The 21,058-nt window shown below is 66.8% G+C and carries 22 protein-coding genes and 2 riboswitches; of the genes, 11 read left to right on the forward strand and 11 right to left on the reverse strand.

Translation table 11 applies throughout. The features are described 5' to 3' along the window. Nucleotides 1-23: 23 nt before the first annotated feature. Complete coding sequence (locus WIX39_RS21065) at nt 24-497, forward strand: L,D-transpeptidase Cds6 family protein (RefSeq protein ID WP_409195767.1); 474 nt, start codon at nt 24-26, stop codon at nt 495-497. Nucleotides 498-501: 4 nt separating this feature from the next. Here WIX39_RS21065 and WIX39_RS21070 read toward each other — a convergent pair whose 3' ends face one another. Next, nucleotides 502-921 carry a hypothetical protein gene (locus WIX39_RS21070; protein ID WP_081267070.1) on the reverse strand — a complete coding sequence of 140 codons (420 nt, stop codon included), beginning with the start codon at nt 919-921 and terminating at the stop codon, nt 502-504. Nucleotides 922-1,087: 166 nt separating this feature from the next. Between WIX39_RS21070 and WIX39_RS21075 the strand changes: the two genes are divergently transcribed. Both WIX39_RS21075 and WIX39_RS21080 read left to right on the forward strand, forming a co-directional pair. Beyond that, nucleotides 1,088-1,648, forward strand: a complete 561-nt coding sequence (locus tag WIX39_RS21075; protein ID WP_409195768.1) for a hypothetical protein — start codon at nt 1,088-1,090, stop codon at nt 1,646-1,648. A gap of 143 nt (nt 1,649-1,791) precedes the next feature. Then, complete coding sequence (locus WIX39_RS21080) at nt 1,792-2,076, forward strand: DUF6506 family protein (RefSeq protein WP_106934065.1); 285 nt, start codon at nt 1,792-1,794, stop codon at nt 2,074-2,076. A 24-nt stretch (nt 2,077-2,100) separates the two neighbouring features. Here the strand turns inward: WIX39_RS21080 and WIX39_RS21085 are convergent, their stop codons facing one another. Beyond that, nucleotides 2,101-2,979, reverse strand: a complete 879-nt coding sequence (locus WIX39_RS21085) for a LysR substrate-binding domain-containing protein (RefSeq protein WP_106934064.1) — start codon at nt 2,977-2,979, stop codon at nt 2,101-2,103. A 164-nt stretch (nt 2,980-3,143) separates the two neighbouring features. Here WIX39_RS21085 and WIX39_RS21090 point away from each other — a divergent pair, with 164 nt between their 5' ends. The 5 genes from WIX39_RS21090 (at nt 3,144) to gcvP (ending at nt 9,916) form a co-directional block, all read left to right on the forward strand. After that, on the forward strand, nt 3,144-4,349 hold the full coding sequence (locus WIX39_RS21090) for an MFS transporter (RefSeq protein WP_409195769.1): 1,206 nt from the start codon (nt 3,144-3,146) through the stop codon (nt 4,347-4,349). Further along, on the forward strand, nt 4,346-4,906 hold the full coding sequence (locus tag WIX39_RS21095) for a PaaI family thioesterase (RefSeq protein WP_409195770.1): 561 nt from the start codon (nt 4,346-4,348) through the stop codon (nt 4,904-4,906). The genes WIX39_RS21090 and WIX39_RS21095 overlap by 4 nt, the downstream gene beginning before the upstream one ends. Before the next feature lie 183 nt (nt 4,907-5,089). Then, nucleotides 5,090-5,180, forward strand: a riboswitch (glycine riboswitch). A gap of 12 nt (nt 5,181-5,192) precedes the next feature. Then, nucleotides 5,193-5,305: riboswitch (glycine riboswitch) on the forward strand. Nucleotides 5,306-5,350: 45 nt separating this feature from the next. Further along, nucleotides 5,351-6,523 (forward strand): glycine cleavage system aminomethyltransferase GcvT, encoded by a 1,173-nt coding sequence (gene gcvT / locus WIX39_RS21100; RefSeq protein ID WP_081267068.1) that lies wholly within the window; start codon nt 5,351-5,353, stop codon nt 6,521-6,523. A 63-nt stretch (nt 6,524-6,586) separates the two neighbouring features. Then, nucleotides 6,587-6,958, forward strand: a complete 372-nt coding sequence (gene gcvH, locus WIX39_RS21105; RefSeq protein ID WP_285414821.1) for a glycine cleavage system protein GcvH — start codon at nt 6,587-6,589, stop codon at nt 6,956-6,958. A 48-nt stretch (nt 6,959-7,006) separates the two neighbouring features. Then, the gene (gene gcvP / locus WIX39_RS21110; RefSeq protein ID WP_409195771.1) at nt 7,007-9,916 is read left to right on the forward strand and encodes an aminomethyl-transferring glycine dehydrogenase; all 2,910 of its coding nucleotides are present in this window, start codon (nt 7,007-7,009) and stop codon (nt 9,914-9,916) included. 25 nt (nt 9,917-9,941) lie between these two features. On the opposite strand, the gene WIX39_RS21115 is transcribed toward gcvP, so the two are convergent. Further along, nucleotides 9,942-10,853 carry a DUF3014 domain-containing protein gene (locus WIX39_RS21115; protein ID WP_106934053.1) on the reverse strand — a complete coding sequence of 304 codons (912 nt, stop codon included), beginning with the start codon at nt 10,851-10,853 and terminating at the stop codon, nt 9,942-9,944. A 135-nt stretch (nt 10,854-10,988) separates the two neighbouring features. After that, the gene (locus tag WIX39_RS21120; RefSeq protein ID WP_409195772.1) at nt 10,989-12,104 is read right to left on the reverse strand and encodes a DUF2855 family protein; all 1,116 of its coding nucleotides are present in this window, start codon (nt 12,102-12,104) and stop codon (nt 10,989-10,991) included. A gap of 49 nt (nt 12,105-12,153) precedes the next feature. Here WIX39_RS21120 and WIX39_RS21125 point away from each other — a divergent pair, with 49 nt between their 5' ends. After that, nucleotides 12,154-12,777, forward strand: a complete 624-nt coding sequence (locus WIX39_RS21125) for a TetR/AcrR family transcriptional regulator (RefSeq protein ID WP_409195773.1) — start codon at nt 12,154-12,156, stop codon at nt 12,775-12,777. Here the strand turns inward: WIX39_RS21125 and WIX39_RS21130 are convergent. Both WIX39_RS21130 and WIX39_RS21135 read right to left on the reverse strand, forming a co-directional pair. Further along, complete coding sequence (locus WIX39_RS21130; RefSeq protein WP_409195774.1) at nt 12,752-13,429, reverse strand: alpha/beta hydrolase; 678 nt, start codon at nt 13,427-13,429, stop codon at nt 12,752-12,754. The genes WIX39_RS21125 and WIX39_RS21130 overlap by 26 nt on opposite strands. Before the next feature lie 26 nt (nt 13,430-13,455). Continuing rightward, nucleotides 13,456-14,508, reverse strand: coding sequence for an NAD(P)H-dependent flavin oxidoreductase (locus WIX39_RS21135; RefSeq protein WP_409195775.1), 1,053 nt, complete (start codon nt 14,506-14,508; stop codon nt 13,456-13,458). A gap of 104 nt (nt 14,509-14,612) precedes the next feature. Between WIX39_RS21135 and WIX39_RS21140 the strand changes: the two genes are divergently transcribed. Next, on the forward strand, nt 14,613-15,575 hold the full coding sequence (locus WIX39_RS21140) for a hypothetical protein (RefSeq protein WP_155742451.1): 963 nt from the start codon (nt 14,613-14,615) through the stop codon (nt 15,573-15,575). Between the two features lie 37 nt (nt 15,576-15,612). On the opposite strand, the gene WIX39_RS21145 is transcribed toward WIX39_RS21140, so the two are convergent. Continuing rightward, a complete protein-coding gene (locus tag WIX39_RS21145; RefSeq protein WP_081267059.1) occupies nt 15,613-16,914 on the reverse strand; it encodes a UDP-N-acetylglucosamine 1-carboxyvinyltransferase in 1,302 nt (433 codons plus the stop codon). A 262-nt stretch (nt 16,915-17,176) separates the two neighbouring features. Between WIX39_RS21145 and WIX39_RS21150 the strand changes: the two genes are divergently transcribed. After that, the gene (locus tag WIX39_RS21150) at nt 17,177-17,590 is read left to right on the forward strand and encodes a GFA family protein (RefSeq protein WP_106934046.1); all 414 of its coding nucleotides are present in this window, start codon (nt 17,177-17,179) and stop codon (nt 17,588-17,590) included. 37 nt (nt 17,591-17,627) lie between these two features. Here the strand turns inward: WIX39_RS21150 and WIX39_RS21155 are convergent, their stop codons facing one another. From WIX39_RS21155 to WIX39_RS21170, 4 genes are all read right to left on the reverse strand, one after another. Continuing rightward, nucleotides 17,628-18,062 (reverse strand): gamma-glutamylcyclotransferase family protein, encoded by a 435-nt coding sequence (locus tag WIX39_RS21155; RefSeq protein WP_106934045.1) that lies wholly within the window; start codon nt 18,060-18,062, stop codon nt 17,628-17,630. After that, nucleotides 18,059-18,814 (reverse strand): tRNA-uridine aminocarboxypropyltransferase, encoded by a 756-nt coding sequence (locus WIX39_RS21160; protein ID WP_106934044.1) that lies wholly within the window; start codon nt 18,812-18,814, stop codon nt 18,059-18,061. The genes WIX39_RS21155 and WIX39_RS21160 overlap by 4 nt, the downstream gene beginning before the upstream one ends. Nucleotides 18,815-18,840: 26 nt before the next feature. Beyond that, a complete protein-coding gene (locus WIX39_RS21165) occupies nt 18,841-19,836 on the reverse strand; it encodes an SLAC1 anion channel family protein (protein WP_409196357.1) in 996 nt (331 codons plus the stop codon). Nucleotides 19,837-19,971: 135 nt separating this feature from the next. Further along, a complete protein-coding gene (locus tag WIX39_RS21170; RefSeq protein ID WP_106934042.1) occupies nt 19,972-20,943 on the reverse strand; it encodes a GlxA family transcriptional regulator in 972 nt (323 codons plus the stop codon). Between the last annotated feature and the right edge of the window lie 115 nt (nt 20,944-21,058).

Consider the following 21,058-nt stretch of genomic DNA (forward strand, 5'->3'; position numbering starts at 1 on the left):
ACCGACAAAGAGGGAACTGCGCCATGAACCGATCCTTGACGACCACCAGCCTGCTCGCCGGTGGACTGCTGCTGGCCACGGCCGCATTCGGCGCCACGCCGCCGGCAACGCCGGCCGCACCCGCAGCTACCGACACAGCAGCCCCCGCTCCCACGGTCGGCATCGCCGAAGTCGAGGCTGCGGTGCGCGCCTGGGCCGCGGCCTGGTCGGCCCGCGACGTGGACCGCTACCTCGCCGCCTACGCGCCCGACTTCACGCCGGCGCTCAACCAGGACCGCAAGCGCTGGGAGACCGAGCGCCGCGCGCGCATTGCGGACAAGTCGAGCATCAGCGTGGGCATCGAAGACCTCGTCATCAGCATCAACGGACAGGCCGCGAGCGCCAGGTTCAAGCAGGTCTACCGCGCCGACAAGGTGAAGGAGACGGGCCGCAAGACGCTCGAGCTGCAGCGCGTGGGCAACCAGTGGCTGATCCGCAAGGAAAGCGCGGGCGGCTGACGGCTCACAGCCCCAGCTTCGTAAGGGCCCAGGCCACGGTGCCCAACTGCACCACGTTGAGCGCCATTCCGGCAATGTGAAGCTGGCGGAACCGGCGGGCAGAGACATCCAGCGCCGGAATCGTGCCGCGCAGCAGGTCCATGCGCGGAATGATCAGCCAGCGGCGCAGCGAAAAGGCCAGGCCGGCGACGAAGGCCATGCCCGCGGCAAATGCCGGCCTGCCCGACCAGGCGTAGCAGAGCGCCGCCGCGCTGCCCGTGAGCATCGTCGCGAGGTAATACACGTTGAACAGGCCACGGATGAAGCGCGAGTCCAGCGGCGTGTCGTGCTTGAGGATCAGCAGCGGCAGCGATCCCATCATGAAAAAGCCCATCCACACGAGCAGCAGGACTGTCGCCATGAGTGCAAAGACGATGGGAAGCATGAGGTGGGCCCCTTCCGCGGTGCCGGAGCATACCGCCGGGCAAGGCAGTCGCGGTACCGGGAAATCGTGCGGGGCCAACGCCATTTCCGTAAGCGAAAAGGGTTCATGAAGATGTCACCGCTTGCAACGATGCTGCTGCCCTCGATCTCCGAAAGCTGTGGCTGCCATGTTTCCCACCAAGACCGACAAGGCGCGCGACGAACTCCAGGGCGGACAGCGCACGCTCAGCCAGCGTGAACGCGCACTGCTGCTCATGGCCGACGGGCGGCGTTCGCTGAGCGACTTCAGCCCGCTGTTCAGCACCCGCGACGAAGCCGAGCAGGCCATCCAGACGCTGGTGCAGCGCGGCTATCTGCAGACTCCGAAGGTGGCGGTTGCCCCCGGCAAGGCCGTGCCCCCTACCCCGGCGCCCGCCCAACCCGCACCGCTCCCCGCGAGCGAGCCGATCCAGATCGCCACATCGGCCGACACCTTCGACGGCAAGCGCTCCCTGGCCACCACGCGCATGTTCCTGTTCGACATCTGCGAGCGCATGTTCGTGCGCCGCGATCCCAAGTTCGCGCTGCAGATGCGCGACGCCCTGCGCGAAGCCCGCGACCGCGAAGCCATGCTGACCATCGCCGCGCTCATGCTCACGGAAATCGAGAAAGCCGCCGGCCCCGAGCGCGCCGAGTCGCTGCGCGAGCGGATCGACAAGCTGCTGCCGCCGGCTGAGTTAGTTCACTGAGATTGTTCGAGCGAGAGCCAGCCAGTCGCGAATCTTGCAGACGAGAAGCCTGGTCCGGTGTTAGGCTGAATTGAAGGCAGGCGGTCGCCAGCGGCGTCTCTTGCTCCAACGCTCTCATCCACGCACAAACGGAGAACAAGCTCATGGCCCTCACCAAGTTCGGATTCATCGTGACCGGAGACCGATTTGTCCAGCATCAGGGGACAGTGCAGTTTCAGATGAAGGTGGTGGGCGTCGCAACGGCCTCCGAGGGCATCGAGGTCGCGCAGGAGATGGTTCGCGAAGGCGTGCAGCTCATCGAACTATGCGGTGGATTCAGCCCCGTGTGGGCGGGCAAGATCATCGAGGCCATAGACTATGCCGTGCCCGTCGGCGTAGTCGCGTATGGACCGGAGTCGATCGACGCCATGCACCGCCTGTTCTCGTAGGCAAGACGGGCATTCGGCGGCAACTCAGGCTTGCTGGCTGCCGAGAAATCTTGCGACTAGGGGCCGCGTGGCTTTCCTTGTGACCCTGAATATTTTGGCTCTCATGGGGAATGACGGAGGCAACGGGCGGAGCACGATTCCCCTGCCTGGCGCCTTGCCCAGGCTTTCCTGAACGATCGCCAATCCAACACCCGCGTCTACCAGCCCGAGCACGACGGAAGGCTCCGCCGCTTCGAATCGAACGTTGGGGATGAAGCCTGCGCTCGCACACGCCCCCATCAAACTCTGCCGAGCCTCTGGGGAGTCTTTTTCGGGAAGGGCTATGAATGCCTCCCCATCCAGCTTTCGCGGATCAAAGCGCCCCTTGGCCAGCGGGTGATTCCTGGGCATCGCGACAGCAAACCCTTCATCCGCGATCTGCTCTGCGACAAGCGGACTGTTTTGCAAGGGCGGCGAGTAAGAGAATCCGACATCGATTCCGCCGAACTGCAAGGCTTCGAACTGTTGCCTAGAGCGAAGGTTCTTCAGCTCGATCCTGGCGTGCGGCGCGACCTTCAGGAAGCGCTTGATGGCCGTCTGGAGCGCTCCTACGTGAATGGCGCCCTCCACGAAACCAAGCGTCAAAGAGCCCGTCCTTCCCTCGGCCTCATCCCGGATCCGATCCTCCAGCTGCTGCGCATGTTCCATGAGGGCTTTTGCCTCATCGAGGAACTGCCGCCCCGCGTCCGTCAGCTGAAGCCGCTTCCGCTCTCTCGAGAAGAGTGCCGTACCCAGACGTTCTTCCAGCGCAATGATTTGGCGGCTCAAAGGCGATTGGGAAATGTGCAGCAGCGTTGCCGCTTTTCCAACGTTCAACGTCTCTGCGACAGCGACGAAATAGTGGAGTTTCTGGAGATCGATCATCAGACCTTCTATGTCTCATCAGATGCAAAAACAGACATGGACAATCTTATCCACCCCGCAAAGAATCATCCGAACAAACCCATTCAGCCGGTCAGCAACAGATCCACGTCGTCGATCCCTGATGGCTGAAAAATCGCGGAGCATCAATGCAACCTGGAGAGACAGTGAAAGCACAGTGCGGCCCCGGGCTGAGCGTGCCGGGATCCGTGGTGCTGCTGGCGCTCGGAATGTTCGCGATCGGCGCCGATGGATTCGTGATCGCGGGCATCCTTCCAGATCTGGCGACAGGGCTTCAGGTGTCGCTGTCCCAGGCAGGCCTGCTGGTGTCGGCGTTCGCGCTGACTTACGCGATAAGCGCCCCGATCCTGGGTGCCGTATTGGGCGGAAAATCTCTTCGGACGATCCTCATCGCGTCGATGGGCGTCTTCGCCGCTGCCAATCTTGCGGCAGCCCTGTCGGAGCAATACGCCTGGCTCTTGCTGTGGCGCCTGATCGCGGCAATGAGTGCCGCGGCTTATTCGCCGGCAGCAGTTGCGGCTGCCATCAACCTTCTGCCTCCCGAAAAACGTGCCCAGGCCAGCAGCTTCGTCTTGGGGGGACTGACGGCCGCCCTCGTCACGGCCGTCCCTCTGGGTTTGATGCTCGCAAGCGTAAGTTCGTGGCGGATGACCTTCATCCTGATTGCGACCCTGGCCGCAGCCGCGGCCGCGGCGCTCTGGTGGGTGATGCCGGCCAACTTCCAGTCCAGGAGCCTTTCGCTGGGAGAGCGCCTGTCGCCACTCCGAAACGGCAACGTGATCCGGACTCTTGCAAGTTGCTTCGTATGGATGGCAGGTGGCATTGCCTCATACACGTTCATCGTCCCGATCAGCCAGTCCGCGACCGGTTGGTCGGCAGACAAGACAAGCTTTGTCTTGTTGATCTATGGTGCGGCGGCCATTGCCGGGAATCTCATCGGTGGACGGCTCGGCGATTTCCTCAAAACACCCGTACGTGCACTGCAGTACTTTCTTTGTGTGCATCTCGCTTCTTTGCTCCTGATGAGTCTGGCCGTGTTCAGCGGCCCTCCCTTGGGGGTGTGGCTCTTCCCGGTTGCCGTCGCCATCTTTGCGGCATCCGGCTGGGCATGCACGCCCCCGCAGGCTTCTCGTCTTGTGGCTCTGAGCCCGCCACACGCCGTACAGGTGATCGCACTCAACACCATGGCCACCTACTTTGGCATGGCTGCAGGAGCTGCACTGGGAGGACTCTTCTCGGCAAGCGGCAACCTGCTTTTCATTCCCCTGGCTGGCGCGGCAGCTCAATGCATCGCCATCTGGATGCTGACCGCTCGCGAAGAAGAGACGTTCATGAAGGCTACACACGAATGACACCCCACGACAACCGACGGAGCGACCTGATGTTTGATGTTGAACTGTTGGTGCGCGAGCGCGATCGCCCGGCGGACTTCCCCGGCCTGGAGACAAAGACGAGATACCGCAAGGTATTGAATGAAGTGGTAGATGGCACCGACATCGCCCCGACTCCGATCGCGACGATTGGCCTTCCCTTTGCCACGCCGTGCGTTGCGCGCTGGGAGTACGGGCGGCTTTACGGTGTCTACACGCCGCCTTTGCATGCCGCAATGCCCACCGGCAACATCTTTGGCGGCTACCTCACAGGCCTGGTCGACCAGTGGGCCGGACTCGCTACGTATTCGGTCATACCCGACCGGCTGCAGGTGCTCACCGTCAACATGAACATGGACTTCAAGACCCCGGCCGTGATCATGGAAACCCGGCTGCAGGCCAGCGTGACGACATTGACGGAAAGAAAAGCAATTGTCCAGGTGCTCGCCTGGCAGGCTGACATCCTTCTCTTCGAGGCGATGGTGGTCGAAGTCCTGGCGCCTTGGCGCGTCAAGCCCCCGGCTGAGGTCGCGCGCTGACCGGAACCGCAGAGCCTTCCTCGATCGGTCGCACCAGCAGCGTGCCTTGTGCGCGGGGCGCCGGGTGCTCCCCGCAGCGAAATAAAGGAGGAGCCCGAAGGGCGGGGGACATTCGCGGAGGGGAGCACCCGGTGGCCTGCGCACACGCCCTGAACACAGCTCTCCCTTCCGTATCAACTACACTCGGCGGGGTCAGGAGAGAGCCCCGCCAGCCGGGGCCGCCGAAGGCGCAGGGGTTTCCCGAACGCTCAGGCAAAAGGACTGACAAGGCGCCGGCGAACACCGGCGTTTCCTTGCTGGAGAGAGGCCGCCGTACCGCAAACGGCGCAGCGGCCCACCGAAGGAGCAAACCCCGATCGTGGGGCGAATCTCTCAGGTAAAGCGGACAGCAGGGGTGGCCCATGGCTTGCGTCATGGATTTTGTCTGCCCCTTTGGAGTGCCCCGTGGCCGCTTCCTCCGCACCCGCTACCGAACTTCTCAAGACGCCGCTGCACGACCTTCACGTGGAGCTCGGCGCCCGCATGGTGCCCTTCGCCGGCTATTCCATGCCGGTGCAGTACCCCGCCGGCCTCATGGCCGAACACAAGCACACGCGCGATGCGGCCGGCCTGTTCGACATCTCCCACATGGGCCAGCTTCGCCTCGTCGGCCCCGACGCCGCGGCCGCCTTCGAAACCCTGATGCCCGTCGACGTGATCGACCTGCCCGCCGGCAAGCAGCGCTACGGCCTGCTGCTGAACGACGAAGGCGGCATCCTCGACGACCTGATGTTCTTCAACGAAGGCCACGGCTCGCTCTTCGTGATAGTCAACGGCGCCTGCAAGGTGGCCGACATCGCCCACATCCAGCAGAAGATCGGCTCCCGCTGCGAAGTGCAGCCCTTGCCCGACCACGCCCTGCTCGCGCTGCAGGGCCCCAAGGCCGCCGCCACGCTGGCGCGGCTGTCGCCCGGCATCGAGCGCTTCGTGTTCATGACGGGCGGCGCGGTTCAGATCGGCGGCATTCCCGCCTTCGTCACCCGCAGCGGCTACACCGGCGAAGACGGCTTCGAGATCTCGGTGGCCGCGAAGGACGCCGAGCCGCTGGCCCGCCTGCTGCTGGCCCAGCCCGAGGTCAAGCCCATCGGCCTGGGCGCGCGCAATTCGCTGCGGCTCGAAGCCGGCCTGTGCCTGTACGGCAACGACATCGACACCACCACCACGCCGGTCGAGGCTTCGCTCAACTGGGCGATGCAGAAGGTGCGCCGCGCGGGCGGCGCGCGCGAAGGCGGCTTCCCCGGCGCCGCGAAGATCCTCGCGCAGCTCGCCGCCGCCACGGCGGGCACCGCCGGCCACACCGACCACGACACGCTGAAGCGCAAGCGCGTCGGCCTCGTGGCGCTGGAGCGCATTCCGGTGCGCGACGGCACGGTGCTGCAGTCATTCGAAGGCCAGGACATCGGCATCGTCACCAGCGGGCTGCTCGGCCCCACGGCCGACCGCTGCATCGCCATGGGCTACGTGGCCACCGCCTTCGCCGAGCCCGGCACCCGCGTGCAGGCCATCGTGCGCGGCAAGCCGGTGCCGATGGAAGTCTCGACCATGCCTTTCGTGCCGACCCGCTATTACCGCGGCTGAACGCGGCAGACCCGGCTAGGCTCTGCACCCCGATTCATTTTTTCCACGAGGAGTTTTCTCACCATGAGCATCAAGTACACCAAGGACCACGAATGGGTGTCGGCCGAAGGCGACGCAGCCACCGTCGGCATCACCCTGCACGCGCAGGACGCGCTGGGCGACGTGGTGTTCGTCGACCTGCCCGAAGTCGGCAAGACCTTCGCGCAGGGCGAAGTTGCCGGCGTCGTCGAGTCGGTCAAGGCCGCAGCCGACGTTTTCATGCCCGTGTCGGGCGAGATCACCGAAGTGAACGAAGCCCTGCGCGCCGACCCGTCGCTGGCCAACAGCGACCCGCTGGCCGCCGGCTGGTTCTTCAAGGTCAAGCTGAGCGAGCCCGCGCAGCTCGACGCCCTGCTGGACGCCGCCACCTACGACAAGTTCGCGGCCGAGTCCTGATCGCCTGATTTTTCTTCCGAGCCCCCTTCTTCCCGAGCCCCCACCGCCATGCCGATTCCCGCCCTTCCCTCTTTGCAAGAACTAGAGAATGCCGAAGAATTTCTCGCCCGCCACATCGGCATCGATGCGGCGGACGAGGCGCGCATGCTGCCGGTGATCGGCTCGGAAACGCGCTCGGAGCTCATCGACGGCATCGTGCCCGCGGCCATCCGCCGGGCGCGGCCGATGCGGCTGCCGGCCCCCGTGACCGAAGCCGACGCGCTGGCCGAGCTGAAGGCGATGGCCTCGAAGAACAAGGTGTTCAGGAACTTCATCGGCCAGGGCTACTACGGCACGCACACGCCGGGCGTCATCCTGCGCAACATCCTCGAGAACCCCGCCTGGTACACCGCCTACACGCCCTACCAGGCAGAGATCTCGCAGGGCCGCATGGAAGCCCTGCTCAATTTCCAGACGATGGTGTGCGACCTCACGGGCATGGCCATCGCCAACGCGTCGATGCTCGACGAAGCCACGGCCGCCGCCGAAGCCATGACGCTCGCCAAGCGCAGCGTTAAAGCCAAGAGCAACGTGTTCCTGGTGTCGGGCGACTGCCATCCGCAGACCATCGAAGTCATCAAGACGCGCGCCGCGCCGCTGGGCATCGAGGTGAAGGTGAGCACGGTGTCGGAAACGCTGCCGCACCTGATGGCGAGCGGCGCCTTCTTCGGCGTGCTCGCGCAGTACCCGGCCACCACCGGCCACGTGCACGACCTGCGCCCGCTCGCGGGCCACGCGCACCAGTGCGACGCCGCCTTCATCGTGGCGGCCGACCTGCTGGCGCTGACGCTGCTGGTCGCGCCCGGCGAGTTCGACGCCGACATCGTCTGCGGCACCACGCAGCGCTTCGGCATGCCGCTGTGCAACGGCGGCCCGCACGCCGCCTACTTGGCCTGCCGCGACGAGTTCAAGCGCTCGCTGCCGGGCCGCCTGGTGGGCGTGAGCGTCGACACGCACGGCCAGCCCGCCTACCGCCTCGCGCTGCAGACGCGCGAGCAGCACATCCGCCGCGAGAAGGCCACCTCCAACATCTGCACCGCGCAGGTGCTGCCGGCCGTGGTGGCCAGCATGTATGCCGTGTACCACGGGCCCGACGGCCTCACGCGCATCGCGCAGCGCGTGGCGGCGCTCACCGCCATCCTGTCGGCGGGCCTGTCGCAGATGGGCCGCGAGCCGGTCAACACCACCGCCTTCGATTCGCTGACCATCCGCACCGGCGACGACACGCCGGCCATCATCGAGCGCGCGCAAGCCGCCGGCGTCAACCTGCGCCAGCGCCTGCAGCAGCACCTGGGCATCTCGCTCGACGAGACCACCACGCGTGCCGACGTCGAGACGCTGTGGGCCCTGTTCGCGCCCGCCGGCAAGCCGCTGCCGCGCTTCGACGACCTGGCCGCGAACACCACGCCGCTGATCCCCGAAGACCTGCGCCGCGCGAGCGCCTTCCTCACGCACCCGGTGTTCAACACCCACAAGAGCGAGACCGCCATGCTGCGCTACATCCGCAGCCTGTCGGACAAGGACCTGGCGCTCGACCGCAGCATGATCCCGCTGGGCAGCTGCACCATGAAGCTCAACGCGACCAGCGAGATGATCCCCATCACCTGGCCCGAGTTCGCCAACATCCATCCCTTCGCGCCGGCCGACCAGCAGCTCGGCTACGCCCAGCTCGATGCGCAGCTGCGCGCCTGGCTGTGCGAGGCCACCGGCTACGCGGGCATCAGCCTGCAGCCCAATGCGGGTTCGCAGGGCGAGTACGCGGGCCTGCTGGCCATCAAGTCCTTCCATGAAGCCAAGGGCCAGGGGCATCGCAACATCTGCCTGATTCCATCTTCCGCGCACGGCACCAACCCCGCGAGCGCGCAGATGGTGGGCCTGCAGGTGGTGGTGACGGCCTGCGACGCGCAGGGCAATGTCGACATGGACGACCTGAAGCGCGCCTGCGAAAAGCACAGCGCCAACCTGGCGGCGGTGATGATCACCTACCCCAGCACGCACGGCGTGTTCGAAACCCGCGTGAAGGAACTCTGCGAGCTGGTGCATGCGCACGGCGGCCGGGTGTACGTGGACGGCGCCAACATGAACGCGCTGGTCGGCGTGGCTGCGCCGGGCGAGTTCGGCGGCGACGTGAGCCACCTGAACCTGCACAAGACCTTCTGCATTCCGCATGGCGGCGGCGGCCCGGGCGTGGGTCCGGTCTGCGTGGTCGAAGACCTGGTGCCTTACCTGCCGGGCCATGCGACGGCCGGCGTGCCCTCGCACGGCGTGGGTGCCGTGTCGGCGGCCCCGCTGGGCAACGCGGCCGTGCTGCCGATCAGCTGGATGTACTGCCGCATGATGGGCGCCAAGGGTCTGCAGGCCGCGACCGAGACGGCCATCCTGAGCGCCAACTACATCAGCGCGCGCCTGAAGGACCATTACCCCACGCTGTACGCCAGCCCCAACGGCCATGTCGCGCACGAGTGCATCCTCGACCTGCGCCCGCTCAAGGACACCAGCGGCGTCACCGCCGAGGACGTGGCCAAGCGCCTGATCGACTACGGCTTCCACGCGCCCACGCTGAGCTTCCCCGTGCCCGGCACGCTGATGGTGGAGCCCACCGAGAGCGAGCCGCTGGCCGAGCTCGACCGCTTCATCGACGCGATGATCGCCATCCGCGGCGAAATCCGCCGCATCGAGGAAGGCGTCTGGCCGAAGGAGGACAACCCGCTCAAGCACGCGCCGCACACCGCAGCGAGCCTGCTGGGCACCGAGTGGAGCCACCCGTACTCTCGCGAACTTGGCGCGTTCCCGCTGGCCACGCTCAAGAACGCCAAGTACTGGCCGCCGATCGGCCGCGTCGACAACGTCTACGGCGACCGCAACCTGTTCTGCAGCTGCGTGCCCGTGGGCGACTACCAGGAAACCGAAGAGGCCTGAGTCCAGGTGCCCAGGCCGGCCTGGGCTACTGCGACTTCTTCTTCGCGAGGTCCGCGGTCGCGATCTGCTGGCGCAGCGCGCGCAGGCTGGCCTTCATCTTGCGCTCGTTCTCCGGGCCCATGCGCACCATGATCTTCTGGCCGGCGCTCGCCTTCTCCAGCGCCTGGTCGACGTACTCGTAGCGCACCCACGGGCGCTGCGAAGGCACGTCGCCCTTCACCTCGACCAGCCGCACCTGCACCGGACCCTTGGGCTCGGGCGCCTGCAACAGGTTGTCGATCACCGCGATGAGCCGGTCGTTGAAATAGCGCCCCGGGTAGCCCAGCTCTTCATAGGCCTGCTGGAACAGCGGATAGAGCCTGGCGTACACCGCCGCGGCCTTGGCCGGATCGACCGACTGCACCAGCATCACGAAGCCGTTGTAGCGCGCCGCGTTGTTGGCGGAAATGGTCTGCGCCTCGCCCTGCCCTTCGGTGATGAAGCGCTGGCCCGTGGGCTGCACCGGCCATGCGCTGGCGGGCGCCTGCTCACGCGCCAGGTTGTCCACCGTGGCCACGAAGCGCCGCACGATGCCGTCGGAACGCAGGAAGGCTTCGGCGTTCTTCGCGCCCAGCAGCTCGGCCAGCGCCTTCATCACGCGCGAATCGGAATCGGCGAGCTTGGGCAGCGCGGCGTCAGGCGGCGCGAGCGCATCGACCGGGTTCTGCGGGCCGGTGGGCTCGGCCTTTGCGGGCGGTGGCGGCGGCGGTGCGTCGGCCGGCGCGGCGGCCACGGGCGCGGGCTCCGGCGGCTTTTGCTGTTGCTGGTACCAGCGCCAGCCGAAGAAGGCGGCGGCCAGCAGCACCAGCACGATGACGATGATCGTGCCAACGGGCGTCTCGCGGCGGGGGCGGAATTCGGGTGCGTCGCGCGTGTCGCGGATATCGCTTTCGGGCATGGGTCGGTTTCCTTTGGCTGGCGTGGAAGGCACAGGGAGACGAAGGCTATGGTGCACCAATAAGGGCACCGCAGCGTCCGCATCGCTCCCCGTCGTCGTAACGCCCTGTGACGTGCCGGCCCGGCGGAAGTTCAGTCAGCCTGCGAGCCGCACCACATGCGCCTGCCGCGGGTCGACCTTGCCGGCGTGCAGGTCGGCGATCACCGCCTGCGCATGCGCGAAGCCCTCGCCCTGCGCCAGCGCCATCCAGACGTTGCCGGGGCGGCTGATCTCGGCGATGAAGCGGCCCTGCGCCTCGTTGAAACGGCGGTTGACCTCCTGCGGGCCCCAGTCGGCATTGCGCTTGCGGATCTGCACCGGCGCAAAGTAGAGCTGCGGCGCGGGGCCGGGCAACATCGTGGTGTCGCCGAGGAACTCGGTCTTCTGCGCGGACCCCGCATAGCAGTCGTAGACCAGCGATTCGCTGAAGTGGTGGTGCACGGTCGCGCGCAGTTCGTCGTTGCCGGAGAAGTCGACATACAGCGTGGGCACGTCGGCGGGCAGCGTGGCGATCTCTTCATAGGCCAGCGTGCGGTCGTAGCAGCCCAGGCCCTCCACGAAGGCGCGATTGCCGTTGGACGTGGCGGCAATCAGCTCGAGCCCTTCGCGCTTGCCCAGGCAGAAGGCCGTGCCGAACGCGGTCTTGCTCGACGCGCTCGACACCACCACCTGCTTCGCGCCGAAGAAGCCGTTGTCCTCCAGGAAGTCGGCCAGCATGAACGATGTGATGAACAGCGGACGCACCAGCATCTGGTAGTCCTCCAGCGCGGCGACGTAGCCCGCGTCGTTGCTGCAGCGCATGTACTGGTTGTAGGCCGACACCAGTTCGCTGCGGTGCGAGGCGCCGTCGTAGAAGCCGCGCGGCGTCACGCGTACCGGCTGCATGCGCAGGTGGCTCGCGATCGGGAAGTAGCCGTAGAAGCGCTCGCCCACCGCCACGCCCTCCACGTTCGAGGCCGCCACATCGGCGAAGCCCCAGGCCGGCATGTGGCCCCAGTCGGCGTCGCCGGTCGGAAAGAAATGCCAGTACTTCATGACCGCGTCGCCGAAGGCCGCGTAGGTGATGTTGTTGGTGGTCAGCGAGAAGCGGCCGATCTTCATCAGCACCTCGCCGGGTTGCAATGCGCCGGTGTCCTCCGTGGTCATGACACGGGTAGTGCCGAGTGCGTTCTTGCGCGTCTGGAGGCGGGTTAAAGTGAATGCGTTGTTCATTCGCAAACTGTATGGCGGCCCGCTTCGCGGCGGGTTCGGAAACCCGTCGATGCCGGACGCACCCCGCTCCAAGCCCCTGAAACGCCCCACGCAGGCACGCAGCAAGTTCACCGTGCAGGCGATCTACGACGCCTTTGTTCGGATTTGGAACGCGCACGGCTGGGAAGGCGTGACCACGCGCGCGGTGGCGCTCGAAACCGGCATCGCGGTCGGCACGCTGTACGACTACTTTCCCGACAAGGAGGCCCTGCTCTCGGGCTATGTGCGCCACTGCATCGAGGCGCTGCTCGCGCGGCTCGATGCGGATGTGATCGTGCCCGCGGACATCGGCTGGCGCGAAAGGATGCAGCGCCTGGTGCGCATCACCTGCGACACCCGGCTCGAAGGGCTGCCCGCCTTCGACCACGAAATGCTGATGCTCGAACACCGCGTGGCCGAACCCAAGCACCACCGCCGCGTGTACGACGAACTCGCGGCGCGCTGGCTGCGGGCCTTCGCAACCTGCACGGACCTGGAGCCGCAGCCCTCGCCCGCCACCATCCACGCCCTGCTGACCGCCTGCTGGGGCGCGCGCCGCTACCGGCTGCTGTTGCAGCCCGACGCGGCCGGCGACAACGGCGCCTGGCTCGCGGAGATGGAAGCGATGGTCATGGCGCGTCTGGCGATGCGCTGAGCGACTGCAGCCACGCCAGCGTGGCCTGCAGCTCGGCGGGCCGAATCTCGTGCGCGCCCGGGAAGTCGCCGCCCGAGAGCGTCAGCGGCAATGTGCGCGCCAGTTCGCGTGTCACTTCCGCCGCGCTCGGCGGAATCACGTTGTCGGAACTGCCGTGGCTCACCCACAGCGCCTTGCCCTCGAATGCATCGGCGGGCGCCACGTGCGGCACCACCTGCGACAGCAGCCGGCTGTGCCACACCATCGCGGCGCGCACGCTCTCGGGCTTGGTCAGCAGCAGCGACAGCGCCATGATCCCGCCCTGGCTGAAGCCGCCGACGATCACCCGCTCCGGCGGCACGCCCAGCTGCTGGCCGGCCGAGGCGATCATCTCGCCGACGAGGAAGCGGCTCTCGCGCTCCTGCTCTTCGTTGATCAGGCGCTCGCCGTTCGGCAGGAACTGGAACTCGAACCACGCATAGGCATCGGGCGACAGCACATACGGCGCGCGCAGGCTCAGCACATGAAAGTGCGGCGGCATCATGCGCGCGAGGCCGAACAGGTCCTGCTCGTTGCTGCCGACGCCGTGCATCAGCACCAGCAGCCAGGGTTCGGCGGTGCCCGGCCGGGCCGAGTGTTCGAGGAATTTGAGGGGCAGGTGAAGTTGGGTCATGAGGGTGGAAGCAGTGGGAGCCGTGCTTATCGGATTGCCTGGAAGCCGCGTGCCAGCTCGCGCGTGAGTTCGGCCGCCGGCACCTCGCGGCAGCCGGTCGCGTTCTGGCCCGACCACAGCGGCGAAAAATCGCCGCTGCCCTTTGCCTCGGCCTTGGCACGAAGCGGCGCGATGCCCGAGGTGGCCAGCGGGAACTCCGGCGCCGCCGCGCCGATGGGGCCCAGGTCGCGCATCACGCGGTTCACGATGCCGCGCGCGGGCCGGCCGGTGAAGAGATTCGTCAGCGCCGTGTGGCGCGCGGCTTCGCTCTTGAGCGCGGCGCGGTGCAGCGCGCTGGTGGTCGCCTCGGGGGTCAGCATGTAGGCGGTGCCGATCTGCACGCCCGCCGCGCCCAGCGCCATCGCGGCAGCCACAACATTCGCATCGGCGATGCCCCCGGCCGCGATCACCGGCAGCTTGACGGCATGCACCAGCTGCGGCAGCAGCGCGAAGGTGCCGAGCTGCCTGGTCAGGTCATGGGACAGGAAGTGGCCGCGGTGCCCGCCGGCCTCCAGGCCCTGGGCGATGACCGCGTCGACGCCGCGCGCCTCGAGCCACAGCGCCTCGTCGAGCGTGGTGGCCGAAGCCAGCACCCTGGCGCCCCAGCCGCGCACCCGCACCAGCAGCGCCTCGGACGGCAGGCCGAAATGAAAGCTCACCACCGGCGGGCGGAACTCGGCGATCAGGTCGGCCACGTCCGCGCTGAAAGGGTTGCGCCCCGGGCCGGCGGGAATGCTCGCGGCGTCGATGCCGTGCTCCGCGTAGTACGGTGCCAGGGCGGCGCGCCATGCGGCTTCGCGCTCCGCGCTCGGTTCCGGCGGGGTGTGGCAGAAGAAGTTGACGTTGAAGGGCTTGTCCGTGCCCGCGCGGATGGCCGTGAGCTCGCTGCGCATGACCTCGGGGCTCAGCATGGCGCCAGGCAGCGAGCCGAGTCCGCCCGCATTGCTGACCGCGATCGCCATCGCGCTGCCTTGCACGCCGGCCATGGGCGCCTGGATGAGAGGAAGTTCGGTGCCGAGGATCTGCTGCAGCGTCGTCATTCGAAATGCGTCCTGGAATGTCGGGAAGCGGCCATTGTCCTGTCTGCGGGGAAGTGACGGCGGCGGCGGGGTCATCGGCATGCGGCTTCGGCACAATCGCGGGCATGCACATCCCCAGTTCCGACAGGCCGCGCGCCGCCCTGGCCAAGGCGGCCGTCGTTGCCGCGCTCATCGCGCTGGCCGGCTGCTCCCAGGAAGACAACAGCAACACCGCGGCCGACGTTCCGGCCGCCACCGAGGAAGCCCTGGCGCCAGCCGCCGAACTCGCCGCCCCTGCCTTTTCGGCGACGCTCAAGCGCGGCGACCTCATGCCGCTGGTGTTTCCCGGCTGGGAAGACAAGGACAAGGGCCGCGTCGGCACCGTGACGCTGCCCGACATCGGCAACGACGGCAAGCCCGTGCCCGACAGCGAAGGCGAGCAGCAGGCCGACGTGTCGCCGCGCGAGGTGGTGCGCCTGGACGACACCCACGCCGTGATGCTGACCGAGACCGTGCCCCTGGACGACCAGGGCCAGCCCATGGACGCCCACGTCGCCGGCGCCTGGATCGGCGCCTACTTCTTCGAGCAGGGCAACGACGGCTGGGCGCTGTCCAAGCGCAACGACGCCGTGGACTACCAGGGCTTCATGGGCAGCATCGGCAAGACCGCCGTCGAGCGCATCGCGCCGCAGCGCTTCGTGCTCACCGCCACCAGCGGCAGCTGCTGGCAGGGCTACTGCGGCAGCTGGCTGTCGGTGTACGAACTGGGCGCGAGCGAAGTGCGGGAAATGGTGAGCGGCATTCCGATGTCGGCGAGCAACGGCGGCGCCGACGGTGCCTGCGAGCAGGTGCTGGCCAACGAACGCCCCGAGACACCGCCGCGCGGCAGCTGCTTCGAGGTCGAAGGCTCGGCGCAGTTCGCGCTGGGCACCGACGACGAGCCCGGCGAGATGCGCCTGGTGTTCAGCGGCACGCGCACCTCCGGCGCGGGCGCGCGCGCCGAGTCGGTCGACAGCACCGTGGTGTACGCCTACCGCAAGGGCAGCTACGTGCCGGGCAGCGGGCGCAACCCGGTGCCTTCTTTCTGAGCGAGGCGCGGGCTGGTCCGCCGCGGCCCGCCTCGCGCTATTCCTCGCTGGTCCACTCCACCTGCACGCCCAGGCTGCGCAGGTTTTCCACGAAGCGCGGGTGCGCGCGGCGGATGGGCGTGGCGTTGCGGATTTCCGAGCGGCCTTCGATGCTCGCCGCCACCATGAACAGCGCGATCGCCACGCGAATGATGTAGGGGCTCTCGACCACCGCGGGCGTCAGCGGATTGCCGCCGAAAGTGATGAGCCGGTGCGGGTCCGACGAGAACACGTGCGCGCCGAACTTCGACAGCTCGCCGGTCCAGCCCAGCGCGCCGTCGTACACCTTGTTCCAGAACATCGCGTTGCCCTGCGCGCGCACGCCCAGCGCAATGAAGATCGGCAGCAGGTCGACCGGAAAGTACGGCCACGGTGCCGCTTCCACCTTGGTCAGCACGTTGCTGGTGAACGGCGTCTGCACCTTCAGCGGGCCGCTGCGCAGCGCACGCGACCAGCCGTCTTCATGCACGATCTGCACGCCGAACTTGGCGAAGGTGCGGTCCAGCAGCGGAAAGTTTTCAGGCGCGCTGTTGCGCACCACCACGTCGCCGCCGGTGATGGCGCCGAGCGCGAGGAAGGTGGTGATTTCGTGGAAGTCTTCGTCGAAGCGGAACTCCCCGCCTTTGAGTGCGCCGCCACCGTGCACCGTGAGCCGCGAAGTGCCCATGCCGTCGATGCGCACGCCGATCATGGCCATGAAGCGGCAGAACTCCTGCACGTGCGGCTCCGACGCGGCGTTGGTCAGCGTCGAAGTGCCGCCCGCGGCGGCCGCGCACAGCACGAAGTTCTCGGTGGTCGTGACCGAGGCGTAGTCCAGCCAGTGGTCGGTGGGCGTCAGCCGGCTCTTGCTGTAGACCAGCAGCGAGCCTTCGGTGCGCTCCACCTCGCCGCCGAAGCGCTGGAACACCTCCACATGCGGATCGATCTCGCGCACGCCCAGCGTGCAGCCCTTGACGTTGTCCTCCAGCCGCGCCACGCCGAAGCGCGCGAGCAGCGGCGGCACCAGCATGATCGACGAGCGCATTTCCTCCGGCAGGCGGTGCAGCGCGGCGTCGAACGTGGTCTCGCGGTGATGCAGCTCGAGCGTGCCCGTCTCGTGGTCCATGTGCACGTCGCTGCCCAGGGTGCGGAAGATCTCCAGGATCTTGCGCACGTCCGTGATGTCGGGCACCCCATGCAGCCGCAGCGGCTCCCAGGTGAGCAAGGTGGCACAAAGCACCGGCAGTACGGCGTTCTTGTTGGCGGAGGGGGTGATGCGGCCACGCAGCGGCGTACCGCCGTGCACGATGAGGTTGGACATGAAGAGGAAGAAGCGGGGGAGCGGGAGGCGGTGGGAAATGGCGCGTAAACAATTCGCGCCCGAAGGCGAGCACTTTACCGTCTGAAAGCGGCATGAACGGCGATGAAGTTGTAAGAACTTCAAAGCAGGAGCCACTGAATTGACAATTCTTTCGCATTACATCCACCTGATTGCCCAGCCGGCTCGCGACGAACTTGTTACTCCCGCCCCACCGCCCTGCCCGGCTAGATTGGCTGCCTCTCCCTTCGAAAGGCCCAACCAGATGACCCACGCATACACCGGCGGCTGCGCTTGCGGCGCCATACGCTACGAGATCGCGTCCGAGCCCGTCTTCCAGAACCACTGCCAGTGCCGCGACTGCCAGCGCAAGAGCGGCACTGGCCACGGCTCATACCTCACCTTTGCGCGCGCCGGCGTGAAGCACAGCGGCAACGCCACGCTGTGGGACATGGTCGGCGACAGCGGCAACGTCAAGACCCGTGCGTTCTGCCCGGCCTGCGGCTCGCCCGTGTACATGACCTTTGCGGCCATGCCGGAGATCTTCACGGTGCATGCGGCGAGCCTGGATGATCCGGGGCGGTACAAGCCGCAGGTCGTCACGTATGCCGTGCGGGGGTATGAATGGGACTTTCTGGATCCGGGGCTGCAGAAGTTCGAGAAGATGCCGCCGATGTGAGTGAGTCCCGGATGACGGTGCCGGACCGGCTCCGCCGTCAGCCTGCCGAGGCGCGCGAGCGATAGAGCGCGGCATGCGCCATCGTGTATTCACTCAACGGCCCCGCCTTCACATCCGCCGCGCGAAAGTGCTCCGGCGCCTTGACATACGCCTGCACCGAAAGCGCCAAGCGCGATTCGCCGTCGACCCTTTCGACCGCAATCGAAACGCGGCGATAGCCGTCAGCCTCTGTCACTCTTTCAAGCACGTCCATCGCATCCAGCGCCGCTTGATCGACTTCGAAGACTTGCCCCGCCACCCGCTCGCCCTCGCCTGCCGAAAACACGAGCCACGGAGAGAAGCGCTCCCCGACCAGGTACAGCGGATAGCGCTCCACGGTGACAAACTCCCCCGCCACACGCTTGCCGCGATTTGTCGTGAAGTTGGGGAAACCCTCTTTCAGGGTGCCGAAGACGAAGACAAGGTCGGTCATGAGTGAGAAATCGAGGGAGTCGCTTGCAAGCCGCATGCTTCACGCAGCCGCCGATGCGCATCGCCATCCCATGCGATCGGCTGCTGGTTCTTCGCGCGCAGGTAGTGGTGCGTGAACACGGCGAGGTAGGCCTCCAGCGTCTGCTCCACGGCATGCTCGCCCGCCAGGCTCATGCACATCGCGGCCACCTCGCTGGTGCAGAAATGATCCTCGCGGCCGGAGTTGCGCAGCTTGTATTGCGTGATCTGCTCCGGCTGCAGGCTCAGCACCGGCAGCTGGTCGAGGTACGGGCTCCTGCGGAACATCTTTCGCGCCTCGGCCCAGGTGGCGTCGAAAAGTATGAAGAGCGGGCGCTTGCGGCCGTCGGCATGGGCTGGCCGCACAGCGGTGACCACGCGCTCCGGCGCGGCGTACTGGCCCGGGAACACCACATAAGGCTGCCACTGCGGATCGGCCAGCAGGGCCAGCAGAGCGGGATCGACCTCGATGCGCGCCCAGCCGAAGGCGAAGGTGTCGGCCACCACGTCGGCGATCAGCCACCCGGTGTTGGTCGGCTTGAGCGGCTCGATGTCGGCCATGAGCAGGCACACGCCCGCGCGCGTGGGCACTGACGGGCGCAAGGCGCACATGCAATGGCTGGGCCTCAGCCGGCAGCCCGCGCAACGCTCGCTCTTGAAGCCGCCGTTGGCTAGAAAGGGCTCGGTGCTTCGCGCCAGGCGCGCGGCGCGAAGAAGGGAAACGGCGTGAGGCATGCGTCGATTCTCGACGCTGTGGCCGCCTATCTTGGTGCCAGCAGCTTCCCGCTCGCGGCAAGGCGGATAGTCCGGAACAGCAAGACGGCGATCAGACCGCTCAGGAAGGCGAGCAGCGCAACGGCCAAGCCGGTCATCGCGGGATGCCGCACGTGCTCCGCATAGCGCAGCGCGGCATTGCAGAGCGCGGCTATCGGGAAGCTCAATGCCCACCACCCGGCGGCGAAGGCAATGCTCCGCTTGAAGATCTTGAAGGCCAGCGAGAAGAACACGAACAGGCCGAAATAGAAGAGCATCGCGGCAAAGGCGTCGACCCGCTGGAAGAAGTTGGTGTAGGCAAGGAAGCCGACTTCGAACGGCGCGATCAGAATCATCAACGACGGCACCATCTCGTTCGCGAGCTTTTCTTGATGGTGGATCAGCCTGGACATGATCATCGTGAAGAAGACCAGCGCGACCATCGTGCCCACGGCCATCGAGAACAGGTTGAGTTCCCTCGCCCAGCCCATCGGCATGGTACCGCCCGCTACCGTGATGTCGAGCGTTGCCACGCCCGGAATCAGCCACGCCGGCACCGAATGGCCCGCGTCGACCTTGCCCCGCAGAAGCCGGCTGACGATGGTGAATGACAGCGTAATGGTCGCCGCCGCGCCGATGCTCCAGAGAATCTCCGACGCCCGGTTGCTGAGCGGCGCCACGACCGACGAGATCAGCAGGATCGCAATGGTCACCGTGCCGAAGAAATTGCCGGCAATCGGATGCAGGAACTCACCCCGCACGGCGGACGGATGCAGCACCGCCTTTGCGGCATAGGCGATGCAGAGCACCACGAAGATCGCGACGGCGATGCTGCTGATCGCCGCATCGACAAGAGGGCTTGCGCCGAACTGATGCCCGGCCTGCCGCCAGGCCAGCGCCAAGCCCGAGATCCCCATGACCGAGGCGAACAGATTGACCGGTAGATACTGAATGGATGCCTGCCGCGGAAGTGCCGCCTGGCTCAGCGTGTGCGTGGTGTTGATACGTGCTCCTGTGGAAGATGGGCTTCCCCCGCGCGCCTCATGCAGGGCTCGCGGGAGCGACGTAAAAAGTCTATTTGCGGCACCCCGCAACGCAGGCCGTGGCCATGGCGCGGTTTGCGCCATTGATGGCCGTTTTCAGGCCACTGGCGGTTCGGACCTGAAGCGCTGGCGGTATTCCCGAGGCGTCGTGTCGAGCCGCTTCGCGAAGATGGTCCGCATGTGGTTCGCGCTATGGAAGCCGCACCGGAACGCCACCGTTTTCAGCGGCAGGTCGGTTTCCTCCAGCAGCTTGCGGGAGAAATCGACCCGCACCTGCTCGACGAAAGCCGAAGGCGTCATGTTCGCGTTCTTGGCGAAGACGCGCGAGAAAGTGCGCCGGCTGACGCCCACCGCATCGGCGAGTTGCTCGATGGACAGTTGCTCGTCGATGTGGTCCGTCACGTGGCGCAGCACCTTCGCGACGATGGTCTCTTCCTTCGGACCGGCCGCCAAGAAGGGGCTGTACTGCGACTGCCCGCCCTCGCGGCGGATGTACACGATGAGCCGCTTGGCAATGCGCAACGCGAGTTCGTGGCCCCAGTCTTCGGTGATCAGCGCCAGGCAAAGATCGACGCCGGCCGCGACACCGGCCGAGGTGAACAGGCTGCCATCGCGCACGAAGATCTTGTCGGGCCGCACGCGCGCCCTTGGAAACTGGGCGATGAGCCGGTCGACGTCATGCCAATGGGCGGTGACCTCCTTGCCGTTCAGCAGCCCCGCATGTCCCAGCGGGAATGCACCGTTGCAGACGGAGCCGAAACGGCGGGCACCGGCGGCCTTGGCGCTCAACCACTGCAGGAAGCTTGGCTCGTACTCGTTCACCGCAGGCAGCTTCGGGCCACCCGCGACGAGCAGAAGATCGGGCTGGCCGTCGTAGTCGAGGTAGCCGGTCCCGACATGAAGCGCCATGCCGTTGGCGCAACGAACGCTCCCCGCGCGCATGCCCACCAGTTCGATCTGGTAGTGCCGGTCGGGCGGAAGAAAGCTGTTGGCCTCGGAAAAGACGTCCATCGGCGCGGCGACGTCCAGTGCCTGCACCCCTTCCAACACGACGATGACCAGCTTCATGATTCGAGCGCCTCGTCACGCACGGACGACCAGGCCCGTGAACGTGCATCCGGCATGGAAGAGCCGCACGTCGCAGCCGCCCGCCGCGGCTCGGACCCCGATGAGACGAGGAACG

The organism is Variovorax sp. AB1(2024) (assembly GCF_037482385.2).
Classification (GTDB): Bacteria; Pseudomonadota; Gammaproteobacteria; order Burkholderiales; family Burkholderiaceae_C; genus Variovorax.

Excerpts from the sequence above, each read along its gene's own strand:
- WIX39_RS21065 (WP_409195767.1), top strand. The coding sequence starts at position 24 with ATGAACCGATCCTTGACGACCACCAGCCTGCTCGCCGGTGGACTGCTG.
- WIX39_RS21070 (WP_081267070.1), bottom strand. The coding sequence starts at position 921 with ATGCTTCCCATCGTCTTTGCACTCATGGCGACAGTCCTGCTGCTCGTG.
- WIX39_RS21075 (WP_409195768.1), top strand. The coding sequence starts at position 1,088 with ATGTTTCCCACCAAGACCGACAAGGCGCGCGACGAACTCCAGGGCGGA.
- WIX39_RS21080 (WP_106934065.1), top strand. The coding sequence starts at position 1,792 with ATGGCCCTCACCAAGTTCGGATTCATCGTGACCGGAGACCGATTTGTC.
- WIX39_RS21085 (WP_106934064.1), bottom strand. The coding sequence starts at position 2,979 with ATGATCGATCTCCAGAAACTCCACTATTTCGTCGCTGTCGCAGAGACG.
- WIX39_RS21095 (WP_409195770.1), top strand. The coding sequence starts at position 4,346 with ATGACACCCCACGACAACCGACGGAGCGACCTGATGTTTGATGTTGAA.
- gcvH (WP_285414821.1), top strand. The coding sequence starts at position 6,587 with ATGAGCATCAAGTACACCAAGGACCACGAATGGGTGTCGGCCGAAGGC.
- gcvP (WP_409195771.1), top strand. The coding sequence starts at position 7,007 with ATGCCGATTCCCGCCCTTCCCTCTTTGCAAGAACTAGAGAATGCCGAA.
- WIX39_RS21115 (WP_106934053.1), bottom strand. The coding sequence starts at position 10,853 with ATGCCCGAAAGCGATATCCGCGACACGCGCGACGCACCCGAATTCCGC.
- WIX39_RS21120 (WP_409195772.1), bottom strand. The coding sequence starts at position 12,104 with ATGAACAACGCATTCACTTTAACCCGCCTCCAGACGCGCAAGAACGCA.
- WIX39_RS21125 (WP_409195773.1), top strand. The coding sequence starts at position 12,154 with ATGCCGGACGCACCCCGCTCCAAGCCCCTGAAACGCCCCACGCAGGCA.
- WIX39_RS21130 (WP_409195774.1), bottom strand. The coding sequence starts at position 13,429 with ATGACCCAACTTCACCTGCCCCTCAAATTCCTCGAACACTCGGCCCGG.
- WIX39_RS21135 (WP_409195775.1), bottom strand. The coding sequence starts at position 14,508 with ATGACGACGCTGCAGCAGATCCTCGGCACCGAACTTCCTCTCATCCAG.
- WIX39_RS21140 (WP_155742451.1), top strand. The coding sequence starts at position 14,613 with ATGCACATCCCCAGTTCCGACAGGCCGCGCGCCGCCCTGGCCAAGGCG.
- WIX39_RS21145 (WP_081267059.1), bottom strand. The coding sequence starts at position 16,914 with ATGTCCAACCTCATCGTGCACGGCGGTACGCCGCTGCGTGGCCGCATC.
- WIX39_RS21150 (WP_106934046.1), top strand. The coding sequence starts at position 17,177 with ATGACCCACGCATACACCGGCGGCTGCGCTTGCGGCGCCATACGCTAC.
- WIX39_RS21155 (WP_106934045.1), bottom strand. The coding sequence starts at position 18,062 with ATGACCGACCTTGTCTTCGTCTTCGGCACCCTGAAAGAGGGTTTCCCC.
- WIX39_RS21160 (WP_106934044.1), bottom strand. The coding sequence starts at position 18,814 with ATGCCTCACGCCGTTTCCCTTCTTCGCGCCGCGCGCCTGGCGCGAAGC.
- WIX39_RS21170 (WP_106934042.1), bottom strand. The coding sequence starts at position 20,943 with ATGAAGCTGGTCATCGTCGTGTTGGAAGGGGTGCAGGCACTGGACGTC.